Raw genomic sequence first — 17,885 nt, forward strand, 5'->3', positions numbered from 1 at the left:
GCATGGCTCAGATCGCGGTCGTCCCCGGTTCGTTCGACCCCGTGACCCTCGGGCACATGGACGTCATCCGGCGTGCCGCGAAGATCTTCGACGAGGTGCACGTGCTCGTCGTGCACAACCCCGACAAGCCACCGGCGCGGTTCGAGGCCGACGAGCGCGTCGCGCTGATCCACGCCTCGATCGCGGAGCTCGGCGTCCAGGGGCGGATCGAGGTCACGACCTGGTCCGCGGGACTGCTCGTCGACTACTGCCGGCAGGTCGGAGCGACCGTGCTCGTCAAGGGTGTCCGCTCCGGCGAGGACGTCGCGTACGAGACACCCATGGCGATCGTGAACCGCGACCTCGCAGACGTCGACACGGTGTTCCTCGTGCCCGATCCCGCGAACTCGCACGTGTCGAGCTCCCTGATCCGGCAGGTGGCGACGCTCGGCGGGGACGTCGCACCGTACGTCCCCGCGGCCGTCGCGGCCGCCCTCCGCGCCTGACGACCCGGTTGCGCGCCGGACGTCTGAGTCGCGAGACCGCCCTGCGTCCCAGCCGCGGGACCGCCGGACGGGAGGCACGGTGCCAGCCCGCACCGTCCCTCCAGTCCGGTGCCGCGCGCGGGCGCCTGGCGGACGGGACCGATCCCCGGTAAGGTTGCTCCTTGTGCCTCATTTCGTGAACACCCCCTACACCCTGCCGGTGCACGACATCGTGCACCGTCCGGGCGAGATGCGCGAGCACACCCTCGACATCACGGTTCCCGAGGACCTCGGCGCCGGCCAGATCGCGGTCGTCACGGGTCAGGCGCTGCACGTCGACGTCCGGCTCGAGGGCCTGCACGAGGGCATCCTGGTGTCCGGCACCGCGATCGCGGAGGCCACCGGGCAGTGCAGTCGATGCCTGATCGACATCAGCGAGCCTGTCGAAGTCGATTTCGCCGAACTGTTCGCGTATGATGCTTCGGAGGAATTCGATTACCTCGTTCACGATGACCACGTGGATTGTGAACCGGTGATCCGAGACGCGGTGGTGCTTGCACTCCCGTTCCAACCGGTCTGCCGACCGGACTGTCCAGGACTGGACCCGGTCACGGGTGAACGCCTGGCGGATGTCGGCGAGCGAGATGCCCCAGAGGTCATCGACCCTCGCTGGGCTGCGCTCACCGAGCTCCGTACGAACCTCAACGACCAGGCTGACGTCACCGACGGTGACATCAGCCACGGTGCCCCCGGTGCCACGTCCGACCACGACACCGTCGATCACGACACAGAAGAGAGATAACCATGGCTGTTCCGAAGCGCAAGAAGTCCCGGGCCAACACCCACGCCCGTCGTTCGCAGTGGAAGGCCGCGCCCGTCACGCTCGTCAAGACCGTCGAGAGCAACGGCCAGATCACCTACAGCCTCCCGCACCGCGCCAAGGTCGTCGAGGACAGCGCCGGCACGCCCCTGTACATGGAGTACAAGGGCCGCAAGGTCGCCGACGTCTGATCGTCGGTCTCTCGTGACTCCAGCGTCCGACACCGCGGGCAAGCGCCCGACGGGGTCGGACGCTGCTCGTCTGCGTGCGCTCGAGCTCCTCGACGTGCTCGAGGTCGACGTCGACATCACCCTGATCGACCTCGCGCTGACACACCGGTCGTTCGCCTACGAGCACGGTGGTGTCGCGCACAACGAGCGGCTCGAGTTCCTCGGTGACTCGATCCTCGGACAGGCCGTCACCGTGCGGCTGTACCGCGACTTCCCGGAGGTCGACGAGGGCGAACTCGCCAAGCGTCGAGCGAGCCTGGTGTCGACCGTCGCGCTGGCCGAGATCGCCAGGATCATCGGGCTCGGCAGGTTCCTGAAGCTCGGTCGCGGGGAAGAACTCACGGGCGGTCGCGACAAGTCGTCGATCCTGGCGGACACCGTCGAGGCGATCATCGGTGCGACCTACCTGTCGGCCGGGCCGGACGTCGCAACGGCGCTCGTGCTGCGACTCGTGCACCCCCTCCTCGTCGATCCCGACCGCTTCGGTGCCGCGATGGACCCGAAGACGAGTCTGCAGGAACTGAGCGCATCGCTCGGCCGCGGAGCACCGGCGTACCGGGTGACCGAGGACGGACCCGACCACGACAAGACGTTCCACGCGACCGTGGTGCTCTCCGGGGACGACGTGGCCGTCGGGTCCGGATCGAGCAAGAAGAACGCCGAGATGGCCGCTGCGCTCGACGCGTGGACCCGGCTGTCCGGACGATCGGACGACGCCGCTCCGCTCGAGTCCAGGTAGGTCGGGGTGCCGGAACTCCCCGAGGTCGAGGTGGTCCGCGCCGGCCTCGAACCCGCCGTCAGCGGTGCTCGCGTGCTCGGGGTCGACGTCGTGGACGCCAGGGCGCTCACACGGCACGTCGGTGATGCGCGGGACTTCGCGGAGCGGCTCACGGGGCGGACCATCCGTGCTGCCGTCCGCCGCGGCAAGTTCCTGTGGATGCCCCTGGACGACGCCGACGACCCGGCTGCGAGTGCCGGACCGGAAGCCCTCGTGGCGCACCTCGGCATGAGCGGGCAGATCCTGCTCGGTCGAGGCCGAGCGGCGGGCCGGCACCGACGGATCGTGCTCGTGGTCCAACCGGACTGGACCGACGCGGCCGGTGTCCGCGAGGAGCCGGTCGAACTCGAGTTCGTCGACCAGCGGACGTTCGGTTCGATGGCGATCGACCGCATGGTGCCGACAGCGGACGGAGCTCCGGCGGGCTCCGCGGGGCTGATCGACGTCGAGCAGCCGGACGCACCGTGGCGCTGGTTCGTCCCCGGCCAGGTCGAACACATCGCCCGGGATCCGCTCGACCCCGCGTTCGACGACGAGCGGTTCGTGATGCTCGCGCGCAAGCGGTCGAGCGGCATCAAGCGACTGCTCCTCGACCAGGGGCTCGTGAGCGGGATCGGGAACATCTACGCCGACGAGTCGCTCTGGGCCGCGAAGCTCCACCACGATCGCCTCGGTGCACGACTCTCGAGGGCGACGCTGCTGCTGCTGCTCGATGAGGTCCGCGCTGTCCTCCGCCGGGCCCTCGAGGACGGCGGGACGAGCTTCGACGCCCAGTACGTCAACGTCAACGGGCAGTCCGGGTTCTTCTCGCAGCGGCTCGCGGTGTACGGGCAGCAGGGCAAGCCGTGTCCCCGGTGCGGAGCGACGATCGTGCGCGAGTCGTTCATGAACCGCTCCTCGCACCGCTGCCCGGTGTGCCAGCCGGCGCCGCGCGTCCGGCGCGCCTGACGCCCGCCCGCGTGTGCCGGCAACCCGACGGGCGCGCCTGACGCCCGCCGGTCGGTGTGCCGGCACACCGACCGACCGTGACCGTGCGCAGGGAAAGGCCGGGGTGCGCGCTACCCTGACGGCAACCCAGCAGCAGGAGGATCGTCCGTGTACCTGAAGAGCCTGACCCTCCGGGGATTCAAGTCCTTCGCACAGCCGACCACGTTCGCGTTCGAGACCGGCGTGACGTGCATCGTCGGCCCGAACGGCTCCGGGAAGTCCAACGTCGTCGACGCCCTCGCATGGGTGATGGGGGAGCAGGGGGCGAAGACCCTCCGCGGCGGCAAGATGGAGGACGTCATCTTCGCCGGCACCTCGACCCGCGGGCCGCTCGGGCGCGCGCAGGTCACGCTGACCATCGACAACGCGGACGGCCTCCTGCCGATCGACTACGCCGAGGTGACGATCTCCCGGACACTGTTCCGGAACGGTGGGAGCGAGTACGCCATCAACGGCGAGAACTGCCGGCTCCTCGACGTCCAGGAACTCCTGTCCGACACCGGTCTCGGTCGTGAGATGCACGTGATCGTCGGGCAGGGCCAGCTCGACCGGGTCCTCCATGCGACCCCCGAGGACCGCCGCGGGTTCATCGAGGAGGCCGCCGGCATCCTGAAGCACCGTCGTCGCAAGGAGAAGACGCTCCGGAAGCTCGACGCCATGCAGGCGAACCTGACCCGCCTCTCCGACCTCGCGGGCGAGATCCGGCGCCAGCTGAAGCCGCTCGGACGCCAGGCCGAGGTCGCGCGGAAGGCCCAGTCCGTCGCCGCGGTCGCCAGGGACGCCAAGGCGCGGATCATGGCCGACGACGTGGTGCGCCTCCGCCGTGAACTGGCGGAGCACCTCGCCGTCGAGACCGGGCAGAAGAGCGAGCGGATCATCCTGCAGGAGCGGCTCGACCAGGCGCGGATCCGCCAGCAGCACATGGAGCAGAGCATGGTCGGCGATGACGTCGACCGCGCCAGGACCGTCGTGCACGGACTCGAGAGCGTGCAGGAGCGACTGCGCGGCCTGTCGAGCCTCGCGAACCAGCGCCTGCTCCTCCTCGTGCAGCAGGCCGACGTCCCCGCGCAGGGCCCGACCGTCACGCCGAGCATGGTCGCCGACGCCAGGGCGGAGGCCGACCGGCTCGGTGGCCGGGCCGACGACCTGCACGGAGCACTCGCCCCGGCCGCCGCGGCCGTGTCGCGTGCCAGGACGACGCTCGATGCGCTCGACGAGGAGATCGCCGCGCAGGCAGCTCTCGTCGCCCGGCACGACCTCGAGGCATCCCAGCTCGGGAACCGGGTGGACGTGCAGACCTCGCGACGGACCGCCGCGACGAACGACCGCGCACGGCGTGAGCGCGCCCTCGCCGAGGCCGTCGAGCGTGCCGCCCGCGCCGACGCGCAGCTCGCCGGGATCGCCGAGGACCCCCGCTTCGACGCCGCCGTGCTCGACGTCGACGAGGACGCCCTGACCGAACGGCTCACTGCCGCGCACGGAACACTCGAGACCGCGCAGACCGCCAGGGACTCCGCCCGTGAGCGGCTGCACGGCCTCGAGCGCGAGCGCGACGCCCTGGACGCACGAGTGACCGCGCTGTCGCTGTCGCTCGACGTCCGCGACGGTTCGCAGGCGCTCATCGACGGTGGGCGTCCCGGGATCGTCGGCCGCCTCGCCGACCACCTGCAGGTCCGGCCCGGGTACGAGGCCGCCGTCGCCGCCGCACTCGAAGGACTCGCCGACGCCGTGCTCGCGGACACTCGCCGCGCCGCGCTCGACGCGGTCGCCGCCGCCCGCCTCCAGGACATCGGACGCGTCGACGTCGTGATCGCGGACGCGCCGTCGGTCGTCTCCACGCTGCCCGCCTCCCTGCCGCCCGGGTTCCGTCGCGCGCTCGACGTGGTCCAGGGCCCGGCGAGCCTCGCGGCGCTCCTCGCCGACACGGTGGTCGACGAGAGCGCCCCGGGACGCGACGGCAGGACCGACGCGCGTCCCGCAGCCGACGCGCTGGCCGACGACGCGCTGGCCGACGACGCGCTGGCCGACGACGCGCTGGCCGACGACGCGGTGGCCGGGGACGCACTGGAGGCACTGCTGACGTCCGCCCCGCAGGCCACCGTCGTCACCCGGTCCGGTGACGTCGTGCGTGCGGCACTCGTGACGGGCGGCGGATCCCGGACCACGTCACGGCTCGAACTCGCTGCCGAGCGCGACGACGCGGTGGCCCGTCGTGACGCGGTCGCGACGGACGTGTCGGACGCGACCACGGGCCTCCAGGCCGCGCGGAGCGCCGCGGAGACCGCGCGGGCCACAGCCGACGAGGCCGACCGGGAGCTCCGGGCCGCATCGGCCGCGAAGGCGGAGTACGACCGGGTGTCGGCGTCGGCGCGCAGCCGTTCCGAGAACGCCGCGGCCGAGGTGGAGCGCCTCCGGGCCTCGTTCGACGAGACCGCCGGTGCGGTGGACGACGCCGAGCGGGCCCTGGCCGAGGCCGAACACGCGCGGGAGGTGTTCCTCGCGGTGCCGCGCCCGGTGCTCGATTCCTCCGCCCGCACCGGACTGCTCGCCGAGCTCGAGTCAGCGCGGGCGGCCGAGATCGAACAGCGGATCCAGGTCGAGACGATCCGCGAGCGGGCCCGCGCCGAGCGACTCCGCGCCGACCAGCTCGCCGACCGGGTGGAGGCCGAGCGTGCGGCGGCCGAGGAGCAGGCGCGCCTCCAGGTCATCCGTCGACGGCAGATCGTGTCGGCGGAGGGGGTCATCGCCGACCTGCCGATCGTCCTCGACGCGGTCGACCGCTCGGTGGCGGCGGCGCGCGTCCGACTCGCCGAGGAGGAGTCCGAGCGCACCCGGCGGAACACCGAGCTGCAGGCGGTCCGGGTCGAGGAGCAGCGCCTCCGCGACCGGTTGCAGACCGTCACCGACGGGGTGCACGGACTCGAGATGGAGATCTACGAGAAGAAGCTGCACGTGTCGTCGCTCCTCGAACGGGTCGGCAGCGAGCTCGGGCTGGTGGAGGAGGTCCTCGTCGCCGAGTACGGGCCGACCGTGCCGGTGCCGGTCGACGTGCGGATCGATCCGCGGGTGCTCGCGCGGCGGCACCGGGAGGCGGCGCGGGCTGCGGCCGCGGCGGTGGACGGGCTCGAGGCCGACGGGCTCGGGGCGGACGGGGCCGGGGCGGACGGGTCCGACGGGTCCGGTGCCGACGGGACGGACGGCGAGCTGGCCGACGGGGCGGACGTCGCCGAACTCTCGACGCTGCCCGGCGGTCCGGCGCTCCCGGAACTCGACGAGACGGGCGACGACCACGATGCCCCGGCCGACACCCCGACCGTGCCCTACGTCCGCGTCGAGCAGGAGCGTCGGCTCCGGGACGCGGAGCGCGACCTCGGGCAGCTCGGCCGCGTGAACCCGCTCGCGCTCGAGGAGTTCCAGGCGCTCGAGCAGCGGCACCGGTTCCTCACCGAGCAGCTCGAGGACCTCACCAGGACCCGTCAGGACCTGCTCACGATCATCGAGGAGCTCGACGGCAAGATGCAGTCGATCTTCCAGTCCGCGTTCGAGGACACCAGGGCCGCGTTCGACGAGGTGTTCCCCATCCTGTTCCCGGGCGGATCCGGATCGATCGTCCTGACGAACCCCGACGACCTCCTCACGACCGGCATCGACGTCACGGTGAAGCCCGCCGGCAAGAAGATCGACCGCCTGACGCTGCTGTCGGGAGGCGAACGGTCCCTCGCGGCCATCGCGCTGCTCGTGGCGATCTTCACCGCCAGGCCGAGCCCGTTCTACATCATGGACGAGGTCGAGGCCGCGCTCGACGACGCCAACCTCGGCCGGCTGCTGACGGTGTTCGGACGGCTCCGTGCGTCGAGTCAGCTCATCGTGATCACGCACCAGAAGCGCACGATGGAGATCGCCGACGCGCTCTACGGGGTGTCGATGCGGCAGGACGGGGTGAGCGCCGTGGTCGGGCAGCGGGTCCAGGCGTCGGTCCCAGCCTGACCGCCCGCTGAACACCGACAAGGCCGGTTCGCGGAGGGATATTTCTTGGTGGTGTGCGGCCAACCTGGTGTTGTGCGGAGGGGAGCCGCGGCTCGGGGAGGCGTCAGAGGTCCAGGCGCATCCAGATCGTCCCGCCCCGGCCGTCGTCGGGCTCTGGGCGGTCGGTCCGCACGAACCCGAGCTTCTCCGCGACCCGGAACGAGTCCGCGTTCCACACCCGGATCGTCGCCCAGAGCCGCTCGTACCCGGCGTCGCGGGCCGCGTCGACCACGGCGACGGAGGCCTCCGTGGCGTACCCGTGGCCGTGCACCCGCTCGAACAGCTCGTACGCCAGCTCCGGCTCGGCCGGGGTCGACCGTCCCACGACGAGCCCGCAGTACCCGATGGTGTCCCGTTCGTGGATGCGTCGGATCGGGTACAGCGGGATGCCGGACCCGGCCACGGTGCCCCGGAGCGTCGCGATCGACGCGAGTCGCGCCTCCAGGCCGGGTCGTCCGCTGGTGCGCGGTGTCGCCGCCTCACCACGCGCGGCCGCGGCGGCGCTCCGCTCCGCGACCAGGTCGCCGTACCAGGCCTCGTCCGCGTCGGCCCACGCGTCGAGGACCAGGCGTTCGGTCTGGAGGCGCGGTGCGAGTGGACGGGGCATGTCCCGACCGTAGTCCCCACCTGCAAGACACAGCGTTGGCCGGTTCTCGCAGAGCAATACCTCTGCGAGAACCGGCCGAGTTGGTGTTTCGCGGAAGGGAGGGACGGGACGGGGTCAGGCGTCGACGGACTTCGCGGCGTGCTTGTCGATCGGCTCGCCGCGCTTCGCTCGGCGTCCGGACACGACGAGGCTGGCCGTGGCCGCGACCGCGATCGTCAGGAGGATGAACGACAGGGAGAACCAGATCGGGATCTCCGGGGCCCACTCGACGTGCTCCCCGCCGTTGATGAACGGGACCTCGTTGACGTGCAGTGCATGCAGGACGAGCTTCACACCGATGAAGGCGAGGATGACCGCGAGGCCCTGCCCGAGGTAGATGAGGCGTTCGAGCAGCCCGGAGATGAGGAAGTAGAGCTGTCGGAGCCCGAGGAGCGAGAACGCGTTGGCGGTGAACACGATGTACGGGTCCTGCGTCAGCCCGAAGATCGCGGGGATCGAGTCGAGCGCGAACAGCACGTCCGTGAACCCGATCGCGAGCATCACCAGGAAGATCGGGGTGAAGAGCCGCTTGCCGTTCACGCGCGTCGTGAGCTTGTCGCCGTCGTAGTCGTCCGAGGTCGGGACGACCCGGCGAAGGATCCGGATGAGACGGGAGTCACCCTCCTCGGTCTCGGAGTGCCCGCCCTTGACCTGACTCCACGCGAGCCAGAACAGCAGCGCACCGAAGAGGTAGAAGACCCACGAGAAGTTGTCGATGATCGTGACACCGAGGCCGATGAACACGCCCCGGGCGATCAACGCGATGGCGACGCCGACGAGCAGCACCTTCTGCTGGAACTCCTTCGGCACCGCGAAGCTCGTCATGATGATGAGGAAGACGAAGAGGTTGTCGACGCTCAGTGCCTTCTCGGTGAGCCAGCCCGCGAAGTACTCGCCGCCCGCCTGGTGTCCGCCGAAGAACCAGAGCCCGACGCCGAAGACGATCGCGAGGGCGATGTAGACGCTCGACCAGATCGCGGACTCGCGGATGTGCGGGACGTGCGGGGTCCGGACGTGCGAGTAGAAGTCGAACACGAGCAGCGCGAGGATGCCGCCGATCGTGATGAGCCAGACGGTGAGTGAGACGTCCAATGGATCCTCCAGTGCAGAGCGCGGACCGTCGATGGGTACGCAACAGGGACTGAAGGTCTCTTCCGTCACGCTCACCCTGGCTGCGGGCGACTACTGCATGACCGATGGCACCGGACCCGGAACGATCCGGACCGTACTGACGACACCACCGCGGGAGGAATACTCCCCTTCGTGCTCAGAGCGTACCGGGGTTCGGGCGCGTGCGCCGCGCCCTAAGCTGGGAACATGGCGAGTTCCTGGTCACTGTCCGGTCGGTTGCGTGGTCTGTTCCAGCGACGGACGATCGACGAGACCACGTGGGAGGACCTGGAGACCGCGCTGATCGGGGCCGACTTCGGTCCGGACATCAGCGAGGAGATCATCGAGGACCTCCGTGCCCGCGTCGACCGGTACCAGACGACCGATCCCGCCGACCTCAACCGGATGCTCCGCGAGGTCCTCGAGGAGCGGCTGTCGAAGCTCGACACCACGCTGAAGCTGTCCGCACGCCCCGCCGTCGTGCTCGTGGTCGGGGTGAACGGCGTCGGCAAGACGACGACCATCGGCAAGTTCGCGAAGTTCCTGAAGACGTACGACCGCACCGTCGTCGTCGGTGCGGCCGACACCTTCCGCGCGGCGGCCGTGGAGCAGGTCGCCACATGGGCCGAGCGTGCAGGCGCCAGGGTCGTCCGGCCGTCGCAGCCCGGTCAGGATCCGGCATCGGTCGCCTACCAGACCGTCGAGACCGCGATCCGCGAGGGCATCGAGATCGTCGTCATCGACACGGCCGGCCGGCTGCACACCAAGGCGGGGCTCATGGACGAGCTCGGCAAGATCAAGCGGGTCGTCGAGAAGCAGACCGAGATCGCCGAGGTGCTCCTCGTCCTCGATGCCACGACGGGGCAGAACGGTCTCGCGCAGGCGCAGGCGTTCATCGAGGGTGCCGGCGTCACGGGGCTCGTGATCACGAAGCTCGACGGGTCCGCGAAGGCCGGGTTCGTGCTCAGCGTGCAGGAGAAGACGGGCATCCCGATCAAGCTCATCGGGCAGGGCGAGGGCATCAACGACCTGACCGGGTTCACACCGCACGTGTTCGTGCAGAACCTCGTGGGCTGACCCGGCCGCCTGTCGCCTGTCGCCCGTCGCCAGCCGCATGTGCCGGCTGTACCCCGTGTAACCGTGCGGGGGACAGACGACTAGCATCGGCGCGGTCCGGCGCACTCGTCGGGCTCAGCTCATCCCGGAGGTGCCCCCAATGCCCGCTCTGCTCATCATCGCCATCATCGTCGGCGTCGTGTTCCTCATCCTCGGTGGCGTCGTCGCGACCCTCAAGTTCCTGCTCTGGATCGGCATCGTCCTCGTGATCCTCGCCGTGATCGGCTGGCTCCTCCGCTCGATCCGCGGCCGCAAGGCGTAGCACCCGCGCACGTCCTGAACACCCCGGTCCGCCCGGAACACCCGCATCCCGGTGTTCCGGGCGGATCGTCGTGTGCGGGGTGATCATCTCGCGCGCCCGCCGTCCTGGCGGGCGCGATCCGCGCCTCCCGGCCGACCGGTGATCCGTGGCGGACGCACCCTTGTAGAATCGACGGCACCATGGCGCAATTCGGCTCACTCTCCGACCGGCTCACCGAGACCTTCCGCAACCTGCGGTCCAAGGGACGGCTCACGCCGTCCGACGTGGACGGCACCGTCCGCGAGATCAGGCGCGCCCTGCTCGACGCCGACGTCGCGCTCGAGGTCGTGAAGGCGTTCACGGCATCCGTCCGCGAACGCGCCCTCGGGGACGAGGTCAGCAAGGCCCTGAACCCGGCCCAGCAGGTCGTGCAGATCGTCAACGAGGAGCTCATCGGCATCCTCGGCGGCCAGCAGCGCCGTCTGGAGTTCGCCAAGCGTCCGCCGACGGTGATCATGCTCGCCGGACTCCAGGGCGCCGGCAAGACGACCCTCGCGGGCAAGCTCGGCAAGTGGCTCAAGAAGGACGGGCACACGCCGATGCTCGTGGCCGCGGACCTCCAGCGTCCGAACGCCGTGCAGCAGCTCCAGGTCGTCGGCGAGCAGGCCGGCGTCGAGGTCTACGCGCCCGAGCCCGGCAACGGCACGGGCGACCCCGTCAAGGTCGCCAAGAACGCCATCAAGGTCGCCGAGCAGCGCCAGTTCGACACGGTCATCGTCGACACGGCCGGCCGCCTCGGCGTGGACGCCGAGCTGATGAAGCAGGCCGCGAACATCCGGAAGGCCGTCGACCCGGACGAGGTGCTGTTCGTCATCGACGCGATGATCGGCCAGGACGCCGTCGTGACGGCCCGTGCGTTCCAGGAGGGCGTGGACTTCACGGGTGTCGTGCTGTCCAAGCTCGACGGTGACGCCCGTGGTGGCGCGGCCCTGTCCGTGGCGAGCGTCACCGGCCGGCCGATCATGTTCGCCTCGACGGGTGAGGGCCTCGACGACTTCGAGCCCTTCCACCCCGACCGCATGGCGAGCCGCATCCTGGACCTCGGTGACATCCTCAGCCTCATCGAGCAGGCGCAGAGCGCGTTCGACGAGGACGAGGCCCGTGCCGTCGCCGAGAAGATCGCGACCGACTCCTTCACGCTGAACGACTTCCTGCAGCAGATGCAGCAGCTCCGCAAGGCCGGCTCGATCAAGAGCATGCTCGGCATGCTCCCCGGAGCCAAGGGCATGAAGGAGGCGCTCGACAACTTCGACGAGCGCGAGATCGTCCGGACCGAGGCGATCATCCAGTCCATGACGCCGCAGGAACGCGCGCTCCCGAAGCTCCTCAACGGGTCGCGGCGTCTCCGCATCGCGCGCGGTGCCGGCTCGACGGTGACCGAGGTCAACTCCCTCGTGAACCGGTTCGAGCAGGCGGCGAAGATGATGAAGACCGTCGCCAAGGGCGGCGTGCCGCAGGTCCCCGGCATGGGGCCGATCCCGGGTGCCGGGTACGCGGGCAAGCGTCCGCAGCCCAAGAAGAAGGGCTCGAAGGCGGGCAACCCCGCCAAGCGCGCGCAGCAGAACGCCGCGATCGCGTCCGGTGCTCCTGCCCCGTCCAACGCTCCGGCCGGTGGCGGGTTCGGGCTCGGCGGGGCCTCGGGTCAGCAGGGGCCGTCCGACGAGGAGATGCAGGCACTCGGGAAGTTCCTGAAGCGCTAGCTCGTCAGGCGTGGCGGCCGAGACTGTCCCGCAGCTCGCCGACCAGGGAGTGTACGACCGCCCGGAGGTCACCCTCGTGCCGCGCGGCGACGGCGAGCTGCCGCTGGTACGAGGCGCCGTCCGCGATGATCCGCTCGAGGCCGTAGAGCTCCTCGACGCACCCGAGCCGGTCCGCGGTCGGTTCGAGGCGCGAGAGCAGGTCGTGCAGGTCGTCCGTCACGAGCCGTTCGTCACCCGCCGCGTTGAGGATGATCTCGGCGTCCATGCCGTACCGCGCCGCCCGCCACTTGTTCTCGCGGACGAACCACGGCTGCATCGTCGGGAGTGTCTCGCCGGCGTCGAGCCGATCCGAGCACTCCGTGACGAGACACTGCGTCAGCGCGGCGATGGTCGCGACCTCGTCGACGGTGCTGATCCCGTCGAAGACGCGGGTCTCGAGGGTGCCCCACTTCGGTGACGGCCGGAGGTCCCAGCGCAGCTCGGAGTGGTCATCGACGACCCCGGTGCGGACCATGTCCTGCACCATCTCCTCGTAGTTCGCCCACGCACCGAACTGGAACGGCAGGCCGGCGGTCGGGAGCTGCTGGAACATCATTGCCCGGTTGGACGCGTACCCCGTGTCGTCCCCGTTCCAGAACGGGCTCGACGCCGTGAGCGCCTGGAAGTGCGGGACGAAGGCGAGCATCGCGCCGAGGATCGGGAGCGCCTTGTCCCGGTGGTCGATCCCGACGTGCACGTGGACGCCCCAGATCAGCATCTGGCGTCCCCACCAGCGCGTCCGGTCGATGAGGGTCGCGTACCGCTCACTGTCCGGCGTGACCTCCTGGTCGGCCCACAGTGCGAACGGGTGTGTGCCGGAGCACATGAGGTCTGCGCCCAGGGTGGCAGCGGCGTCCGACACCGCGGACACCGTGCGCGCGAGGTCGGTGACCGCACCACCGACGGTGTCGTGGACGCCGGTGACCACCTCGACGGTGTTCGTGAGGAGCTCCGTGGTCACGGCCTCCTGGCGATCGATCCGCCTGCGCGCCGCCGGGATGACCTCGGGGGCTCGGGGAACGAGGTCGCCCGTGGTCGGGTCGACGAGCGCGAGTTCCCACTCGATGCCGAGCGTGGACGGACGTGATGGTGCGAACTCGATGTCCATGGCGACAATCCTGCCGGTCCGTCGCCGGACACGCGCAACGCCGGGCCGGGCCGGGCCGCAGTCCGTATCCTTGGTCGCGTCCGCGATCGTCATCGAGACACGTGAGGAACACCCGTGGCAGAGTCGCCCCCCTCCATCGCCCTGGTCACCGGGGCATCACGCGGCATCGGCCGCGCGATCGCCAGGAAGCTCGGTACGCGCGGGGTCACGGTCGTCGTCGCGTACAAGCGCAACGCCGACCTCGCCGATGAGTCCCTCGCGGACGTCAGGGCGGCCGGCGGCGACGGCGTCACCGCGCAGGTCGACCTCGAGGACCAGGGCTCGATCAACGCCCTGTTCGACCTGGTCCGCGACACCTACGGCCGTCTCGACCACTTCGTCGCGAACGCCGCTGCCAGCGCGTTCAAGCCCGTGGTGGACCTCAGGCTGCACCACCTCGACCGGAGCTACGCCACGAACGCGCGGTCGTTCGTGCTCGGCGCGCAGCGTGCCGCCGAGCTCATGGACGACGGCGGTCGGATCGTCGTCGTGACCTCGTACGGATCGCTCCGGGCGTTCCCGACGTACGCCGCGCTCGGTGCCGCCAAGGCGATGAGCGAGTCCTACATGCGGTACATCGCGGTCGAGTTCGGCCCGCGGCGGATCACGGTGAACGCGGTGAACGGCGGGGTCGTCGACACCGATTCACTCGACTACTTCTACTCCGAGGTGCCCGGCCAGGCGCCGCTCGACACCGTGCTCTCGAAGGTCCCGCTCGGGCGTCCGGGCACCGCGGACGACCTCGCGGACGCGGTCGACTTCCTGCTCTCCGACCGGGCGTCCTACATCACGGGCCAGGTCCTCGCGGTGGACGGCGGCCTCACCGTCGTCGCGCCGCCGTTCTGGGCGGACACGACGCCGCCGCTGCGGGACGCGGTCCTGTCGGAGGACCGCTCGTGACGGACCGGCTCGTGACGGACCGGCTCATGACGACGGCGTCGCCGTGGACCCTCGGACCGCTGACGCTCCCGCATCGCGTCGTGATGGGGAGCATGCACACCGGTCTCGAGGTGCGCGACGACGGTGGTGCGGGGCTCGCCGCCTTCTACGCCGAGCGCGCCGCAGGGGGAGCCGCCCTGCTCATCACCGGAGGCATCGCGATCAGCGACGAGGCGCGCGGTGGCCCGGACTTCGCGGTCTTCGGCGTCGACGGCACCGACGAGCGGTTCGGGCGTGCCGTCGCGGCCGCCCACGCCGCCGGCGGGACGATGCTCGCACAGCTGTTCCACGCGGGCCGGTACGCCCTCGTGGGCGGGATGCTCGACCGCCACGGGGACCCGCAGCGCGCCGTGGCACCGTCGGCGCTGCCGTGGGCCGCAGCGCGCGGAGTCCTGCCGTCGGCGCTGACCCCGGCGGAGATCGACCGGACGATCGAGGACTTCGCGGCTGCGGCCCGGTCCGCGCGGGCCATCGGGTTCGACGGTGTGGAGATCATGGCGTCCGAGGGGTACCTGATCAACCAGTTCTGCTCGCCGTTGACGAACCTGCGGGACGACGAGTGGGGTGGGGATGCCGTTCGTCGACGTCGGTTCGCCGTCGCCGTCACACAGGCCGTCCGGGACGCGGTGCCCGAGCTCGCGGTGACGATCCGGCTCTCCGGTGTCGACCTAATGCCCGGCTCGAGCACCCTGGACGACGTGGACACCCTCGTCGCCGAGCTCCTGCCGACCGGACTCGACGGCATCAGCGTCGGCGTCGGCTGGCACGAGTCCAGTACCCCGACCGTGCAGGCCGCAGTGCCCCACGGGGTGTGGCTGTCCTACGTCGAGCGCATCGCACGGGTGGTCCGGGGGTCGGCGCACCCGGATGTCCGCGTGCTGGCCTCGAACCGGATGACGGACCTCCGCGACGTCGAGGACGTCCTGGCCCGCGGGTTCGTCGACGCGGTCGCACTCGCCCGGCCGTTCCTCGCCGACGCGACGATCGTGGCCACGAGCCTCGCCGGCGACTTCGACCGGGTGAACACCTGCATCGGCTGCAACCAGGCGTGCCTCGACCGGACGATCGTCGGTCAGCCCGTGTCCTGCCTCGTCAACCCGCGTGCCGCCCGCGAGGTCGCCTTCCCCGCGGCACCGACCACGGACCCCAAGCGCATCGACGTCGTCGGGGGTGGCCCGGCCGGGCTCGCCGCCGCGGTGGACGCCGCCCGTCGCGGACACACCGTGCACCTCTGGGAGCAGGCCCCGACGCTCGGCGGACAGTTCGAGCTCGCCGCGGTCGTCCCGGGCAAGGAGGACTACGCCGCGACCGTCCGGTCCGCCGCCGCGGAGCTGCGGGCACGGGGAGCGACCGTGCACCTCGGGGTCGCCGCGACCGCGGCGCTCCTCGCCGACTCCGACGCCGTGGTGGTGGCGACGGGGGTCGTGCCACGCGAGGTCGACATCCCGGGTGCCGACCTGCCGCACGTCGTCACCTACGAGCACGCGCTCACGCACGGCGTCCCCGACGGCACCGTTGCGATCATCGGCGGTGGCGGGATCGGTGTCGACACGGCGGCGTTCCTCGTCGAGTCGCCGTCCGAGCAGTCGCGCGCGCGGGACTTCGACGCACGGTGGGACCTCGACGGCTTCGACGGACTCGTCGGCGACCTGCCCCAGCGCCAGCCGGTCGCCCTCCGGACCATCCGCCCCGGCGGCGACGTGACGGTCCTCCGTCGCGCCGGCAAGTTCGGTCAGGGCGTGGGCATCACCTCGCGCTGGGTCGCCCTCGGCCGGCTCCGCGACGCCGGCGTCAAGTTCGTCGGGGGAGTCCGGTCCTACCGGGCGATCGAGCCCGGTGTCCTCCGGATCCTCGACGAGGACGGGGTCGAACGGACCATCCCGGCGGATGTCGTGGTGATCTGTGCCGGCCAGGAGGCGCGGGGCGGCCTGGCACCGTCCCTCCAGTCCGCGGGTCTGCCGTTCGCCGTCGTCGGTGGCGCTCGCGACGCACGGAACGTGGACGCCGTCCGGGCGACGTCGGAGGCGCTCGAGGCCGTGCGGGCACTCGCTCCCTGACCGTTCCTCGCCGCGCCGCGCCGCCTGGTTGGTGGTCCGGCTCGGAATCTGTAAGAATGAACGGTCGAGTCGTGCCCGCCCGACCCTCTAATCAGGTGTTCACGACTTCCATTCGAGCTTCGCCGCGCGTGCCCCCACGCCCGCGGCTTCCAGTTCAACCACACAAATCGCAACAGGAGCAATTGTGGCTGTCAAGATCCGTCTCAAGCGTCTCGGTAAGATCCGTGCGCCCTACTACCGTGTCGTCGTCGCCGACTCGCGCACCAAGCGCGATGGTCGCGTGATCGAGGAGATCGGCAAGTACCACCCCACCGAGCAGCCCTCGTTCATCGAGATCAAGTCGGACCGTGCCCAGTACTGGCTCGGCGTCGGTGCGCAGCCGACCGAGCAGGTCGCGGCGCTCCTCAAGCTCACGGGCGACTGGGGCAAGTTCAAGGGCGATGCGAACGCCGTCTCCACGGTGCAGACCAAGGAGACCAAGGCCGCGTTCGTGGCCGACGAGAAGAAGAAGCCGGTCCTGAAGCCGAAGTCGGAGAAGAAGGCCCCCGCGGCTGCTCCGGCCGAGTCGACCGACGCCGAGACGACCGAGGCGTAGGTCCTTGCTCGAATCCGCGCTGACGCACCTCGTCAAGGGGATCGTCGATCACCCTGACGACGTGCGCGTCGCCAGCTCCACCTCTGCACGTGGCGAGGTCCTCGAGGTGCGCGTGCACCCCGAGGACCTCGGTCGCGTGATCGGACGCGCCGGACGGACCGCGAAGGCGCTCCGCACCCTGGTCACGGCTCTCGCCGATGGCAAGCGGGTGCGGGTCGACGTGGTCGACACCGATTCCTGAGCGCACGACCCAGCTGCGGGTGGGTCGGCTCAGCAAGGCGCACGGGCTCAAGGGCGGTCTGAAGCTCGAGCTCTACACGGACGACCCGGATCGTCGGTTCCCGCGCGGCGCGACGTTCGCGCTCCAGGTGCCGGACGACTCGCCGTGGGCGGACAAGTCGATCACGCTCGACGAACTCCGTTGGTACAACGGCCACCCGGTCGCGTTCTTCGAGGGCATCTCGGACCGCGACGGTGCCGAGAGCCTGGTCAAGGCGATCCTCTGGATCGACGCCGACCTCGACGAACCGACCGGTGAGGACGACGCCTGGTACGACCACCAGCTGGTCGGGCTGACCGTGCTCCGCGACGGTGTGTCCGTCGGGACGGTGGCGCGGGTCGACCATCTGCCGGCCCAGGACCTCCTGGCGATCGAGACCCCGGACCGCGGCGAGGTGCTCGTGCCGTTCGTGAGCGCGATCGTCCCCGCGGTGGACATCGCCGCGGGGACCGTGACGGTGACGCCCCCGACCGGGCTCTTCGAGGACCCGGTCGAGACGGCTGTGCCCGACGACGGCGCTCCTGTTGCAGTCGACGGCGCTGCTGTTCCGGACGACGGCGCTCCTGTCGCGGACGACGACGCTGCTGTCGTGGACGACGACGATGCTGCGGCGTCGGGCGGGTCGCACGCCGACACGGAGCACTGACCCC

General features: G+C 70.7%; 17 protein-coding genes. 14 read left to right on the forward strand and 3 right to left on the reverse strand.

What is annotated here, in order from left to right:
* Positions 1-2: 2 nt before the first annotated feature.
* The 6 genes from coaD to ASF23_RS16090 all read left to right on the forward strand — a co-directional run bounded on the left by coaD (position 3) and on the right by ASF23_RS16090 (position 7,266).
* Positions 3-485 (forward strand): pantetheine-phosphate adenylyltransferase, encoded by a 483-nt coding sequence (coaD, locus tag ASF23_RS16065; protein ID WP_055956012.1) that lies wholly within the window; start codon positions 3-5, stop codon positions 483-485.
* A 79-nt stretch (positions 486-564) separates the two neighbouring features.
* Positions 565-1,266 carry a YceD family protein gene (locus tag ASF23_RS16070; protein ID WP_326999019.1) on the forward strand — a complete coding sequence of 234 codons (702 nt, stop codon included), beginning with the start codon at positions 565-567 and terminating at the stop codon, positions 1,264-1,266.
* Between the two features lie 2 nt (positions 1,267-1,268).
* Entirely contained in the window at positions 1,269-1,475 is a 207-nt protein-coding gene (rpmF, locus tag ASF23_RS16075; RefSeq protein ID WP_055956018.1) for a 50S ribosomal protein L32, read from the forward strand.
* 70 nt (positions 1,476-1,545) lie between these two features.
* A complete protein-coding gene (gene rnc / locus ASF23_RS16080; protein ID WP_156364584.1) occupies positions 1,546-2,253 on the forward strand; it encodes a ribonuclease III in 708 nt (235 codons plus the stop codon).
* A 6-nt stretch (positions 2,254-2,259) separates the two neighbouring features.
* Positions 2,260-3,240: a bifunctional DNA-formamidopyrimidine glycosylase/DNA-(apurinic or apyrimidinic site) lyase gene (gene mutM / locus ASF23_RS16085; RefSeq protein ID WP_055956024.1), complete on the forward strand. Its 981-nt coding sequence runs from the start codon at positions 2,260-2,262 to the stop codon at positions 3,238-3,240.
* Between the two features lie 147 nt (positions 3,241-3,387).
* Complete coding sequence (locus ASF23_RS16090; protein WP_055956027.1) at positions 3,388-7,266, forward strand: chromosome segregation SMC family protein; 3,879 nt, start codon at positions 3,388-3,390, stop codon at positions 7,264-7,266.
* A gap of 103 nt (positions 7,267-7,369) precedes the next feature.
* Here ASF23_RS16090 and ASF23_RS16095 read toward each other — a convergent pair whose 3' ends face one another.
* Both ASF23_RS16095 and ASF23_RS16100 read right to left on the reverse strand, forming a co-directional pair.
* Positions 7,370-7,912 (reverse strand): GNAT family N-acetyltransferase, encoded by a 543-nt coding sequence (locus ASF23_RS16095; protein ID WP_055956030.1) that lies wholly within the window; start codon positions 7,910-7,912, stop codon positions 7,370-7,372.
* A gap of 114 nt (positions 7,913-8,026) precedes the next feature.
* Entirely contained in the window at positions 8,027-9,043 is a 1,017-nt protein-coding gene (locus ASF23_RS16100) for a TerC family protein (RefSeq protein WP_055956033.1), read from the reverse strand.
* 225 nt (positions 9,044-9,268) lie between these two features.
* Between ASF23_RS16100 and ftsY the strand changes: the two genes are divergently transcribed.
* The 3 genes from ftsY to ffh all read left to right on the forward strand — a co-directional run bounded on the left by ftsY (position 9,269) and on the right by ffh (position 12,178).
* The gene (gene ftsY, locus ASF23_RS16105) at positions 9,269-10,138 is read left to right on the forward strand and encodes a signal recognition particle-docking protein FtsY (protein WP_055956036.1); all 870 of its coding nucleotides are present in this window, start codon (positions 9,269-9,271) and stop codon (positions 10,136-10,138) included.
* Positions 10,139-10,277: 139 nt separating this feature from the next.
* Positions 10,278-10,439, forward strand: a complete 162-nt coding sequence (locus ASF23_RS18725; RefSeq protein ID WP_200919386.1) for a hypothetical protein — start codon at positions 10,278-10,280, stop codon at positions 10,437-10,439.
* Between the two features lie 179 nt (positions 10,440-10,618).
* Positions 10,619-12,178, forward strand: coding sequence for a signal recognition particle protein (ffh, locus tag ASF23_RS16110; RefSeq protein WP_055956039.1), 1,560 nt, complete (start codon positions 10,619-10,621; stop codon positions 12,176-12,178).
* A gap of 4 nt (positions 12,179-12,182) precedes the next feature.
* Here ffh and ASF23_RS16115 read toward each other — a convergent pair whose 3' ends face one another.
* Entirely contained in the window at positions 12,183-13,325 is a 1,143-nt protein-coding gene (locus tag ASF23_RS16115) for a glutamate--cysteine ligase (RefSeq protein WP_055956042.1), read from the reverse strand.
* Positions 13,326-13,439: 114 nt separating this feature from the next.
* On the opposite strand from ASF23_RS16115, the gene ASF23_RS16120 reads away from it, so the two are divergent.
* The 5 genes from ASF23_RS16120 to rimM all read left to right on the forward strand — a co-directional run bounded on the left by ASF23_RS16120 (position 13,440) and on the right by rimM (position 17,881).
* Positions 13,440-14,264: an SDR family oxidoreductase gene (locus ASF23_RS16120; RefSeq protein WP_055956044.1), complete on the forward strand. Its 825-nt coding sequence runs from the start codon at positions 13,440-13,442 to the stop codon at positions 14,262-14,264.
* Positions 14,261-16,360 carry an oxidoreductase gene (locus ASF23_RS16125; RefSeq protein WP_055956047.1) on the forward strand — a complete coding sequence of 700 codons (2,100 nt, stop codon included), beginning with the start codon at positions 14,261-14,263 and terminating at the stop codon, positions 16,358-16,360. Before ASF23_RS16120 ends, ASF23_RS16125 begins: the two co-directional genes overlap by 4 nt.
* A gap of 184 nt (positions 16,361-16,544) precedes the next feature.
* Entirely contained in the window at positions 16,545-16,955 is a 411-nt protein-coding gene (gene rpsP, locus ASF23_RS16130) for a 30S ribosomal protein S16 (protein WP_055956050.1), read from the forward strand.
* 4 nt (positions 16,956-16,959) lie between these two features.
* Positions 16,960-17,196, forward strand: coding sequence for an RNA-binding protein (locus ASF23_RS16135; protein ID WP_022905822.1), 237 nt, complete (start codon positions 16,960-16,962; stop codon positions 17,194-17,196).
* Entirely contained in the window at positions 17,153-17,881 is a 729-nt protein-coding gene (gene rimM, locus ASF23_RS16140; RefSeq protein ID WP_082474257.1) for a ribosome maturation factor RimM, read from the forward strand. Before ASF23_RS16135 ends, rimM begins: the two co-directional genes overlap by 44 nt.
* Positions 17,882-17,885: the final 4 nt, after the last annotated feature.

Source organism: Curtobacterium sp. Leaf261, from assembly GCF_001422205.1.
Taxonomy (GTDB): domain Bacteria; phylum Actinomycetota; class Actinomycetes; order Actinomycetales; family Microbacteriaceae; genus Curtobacterium.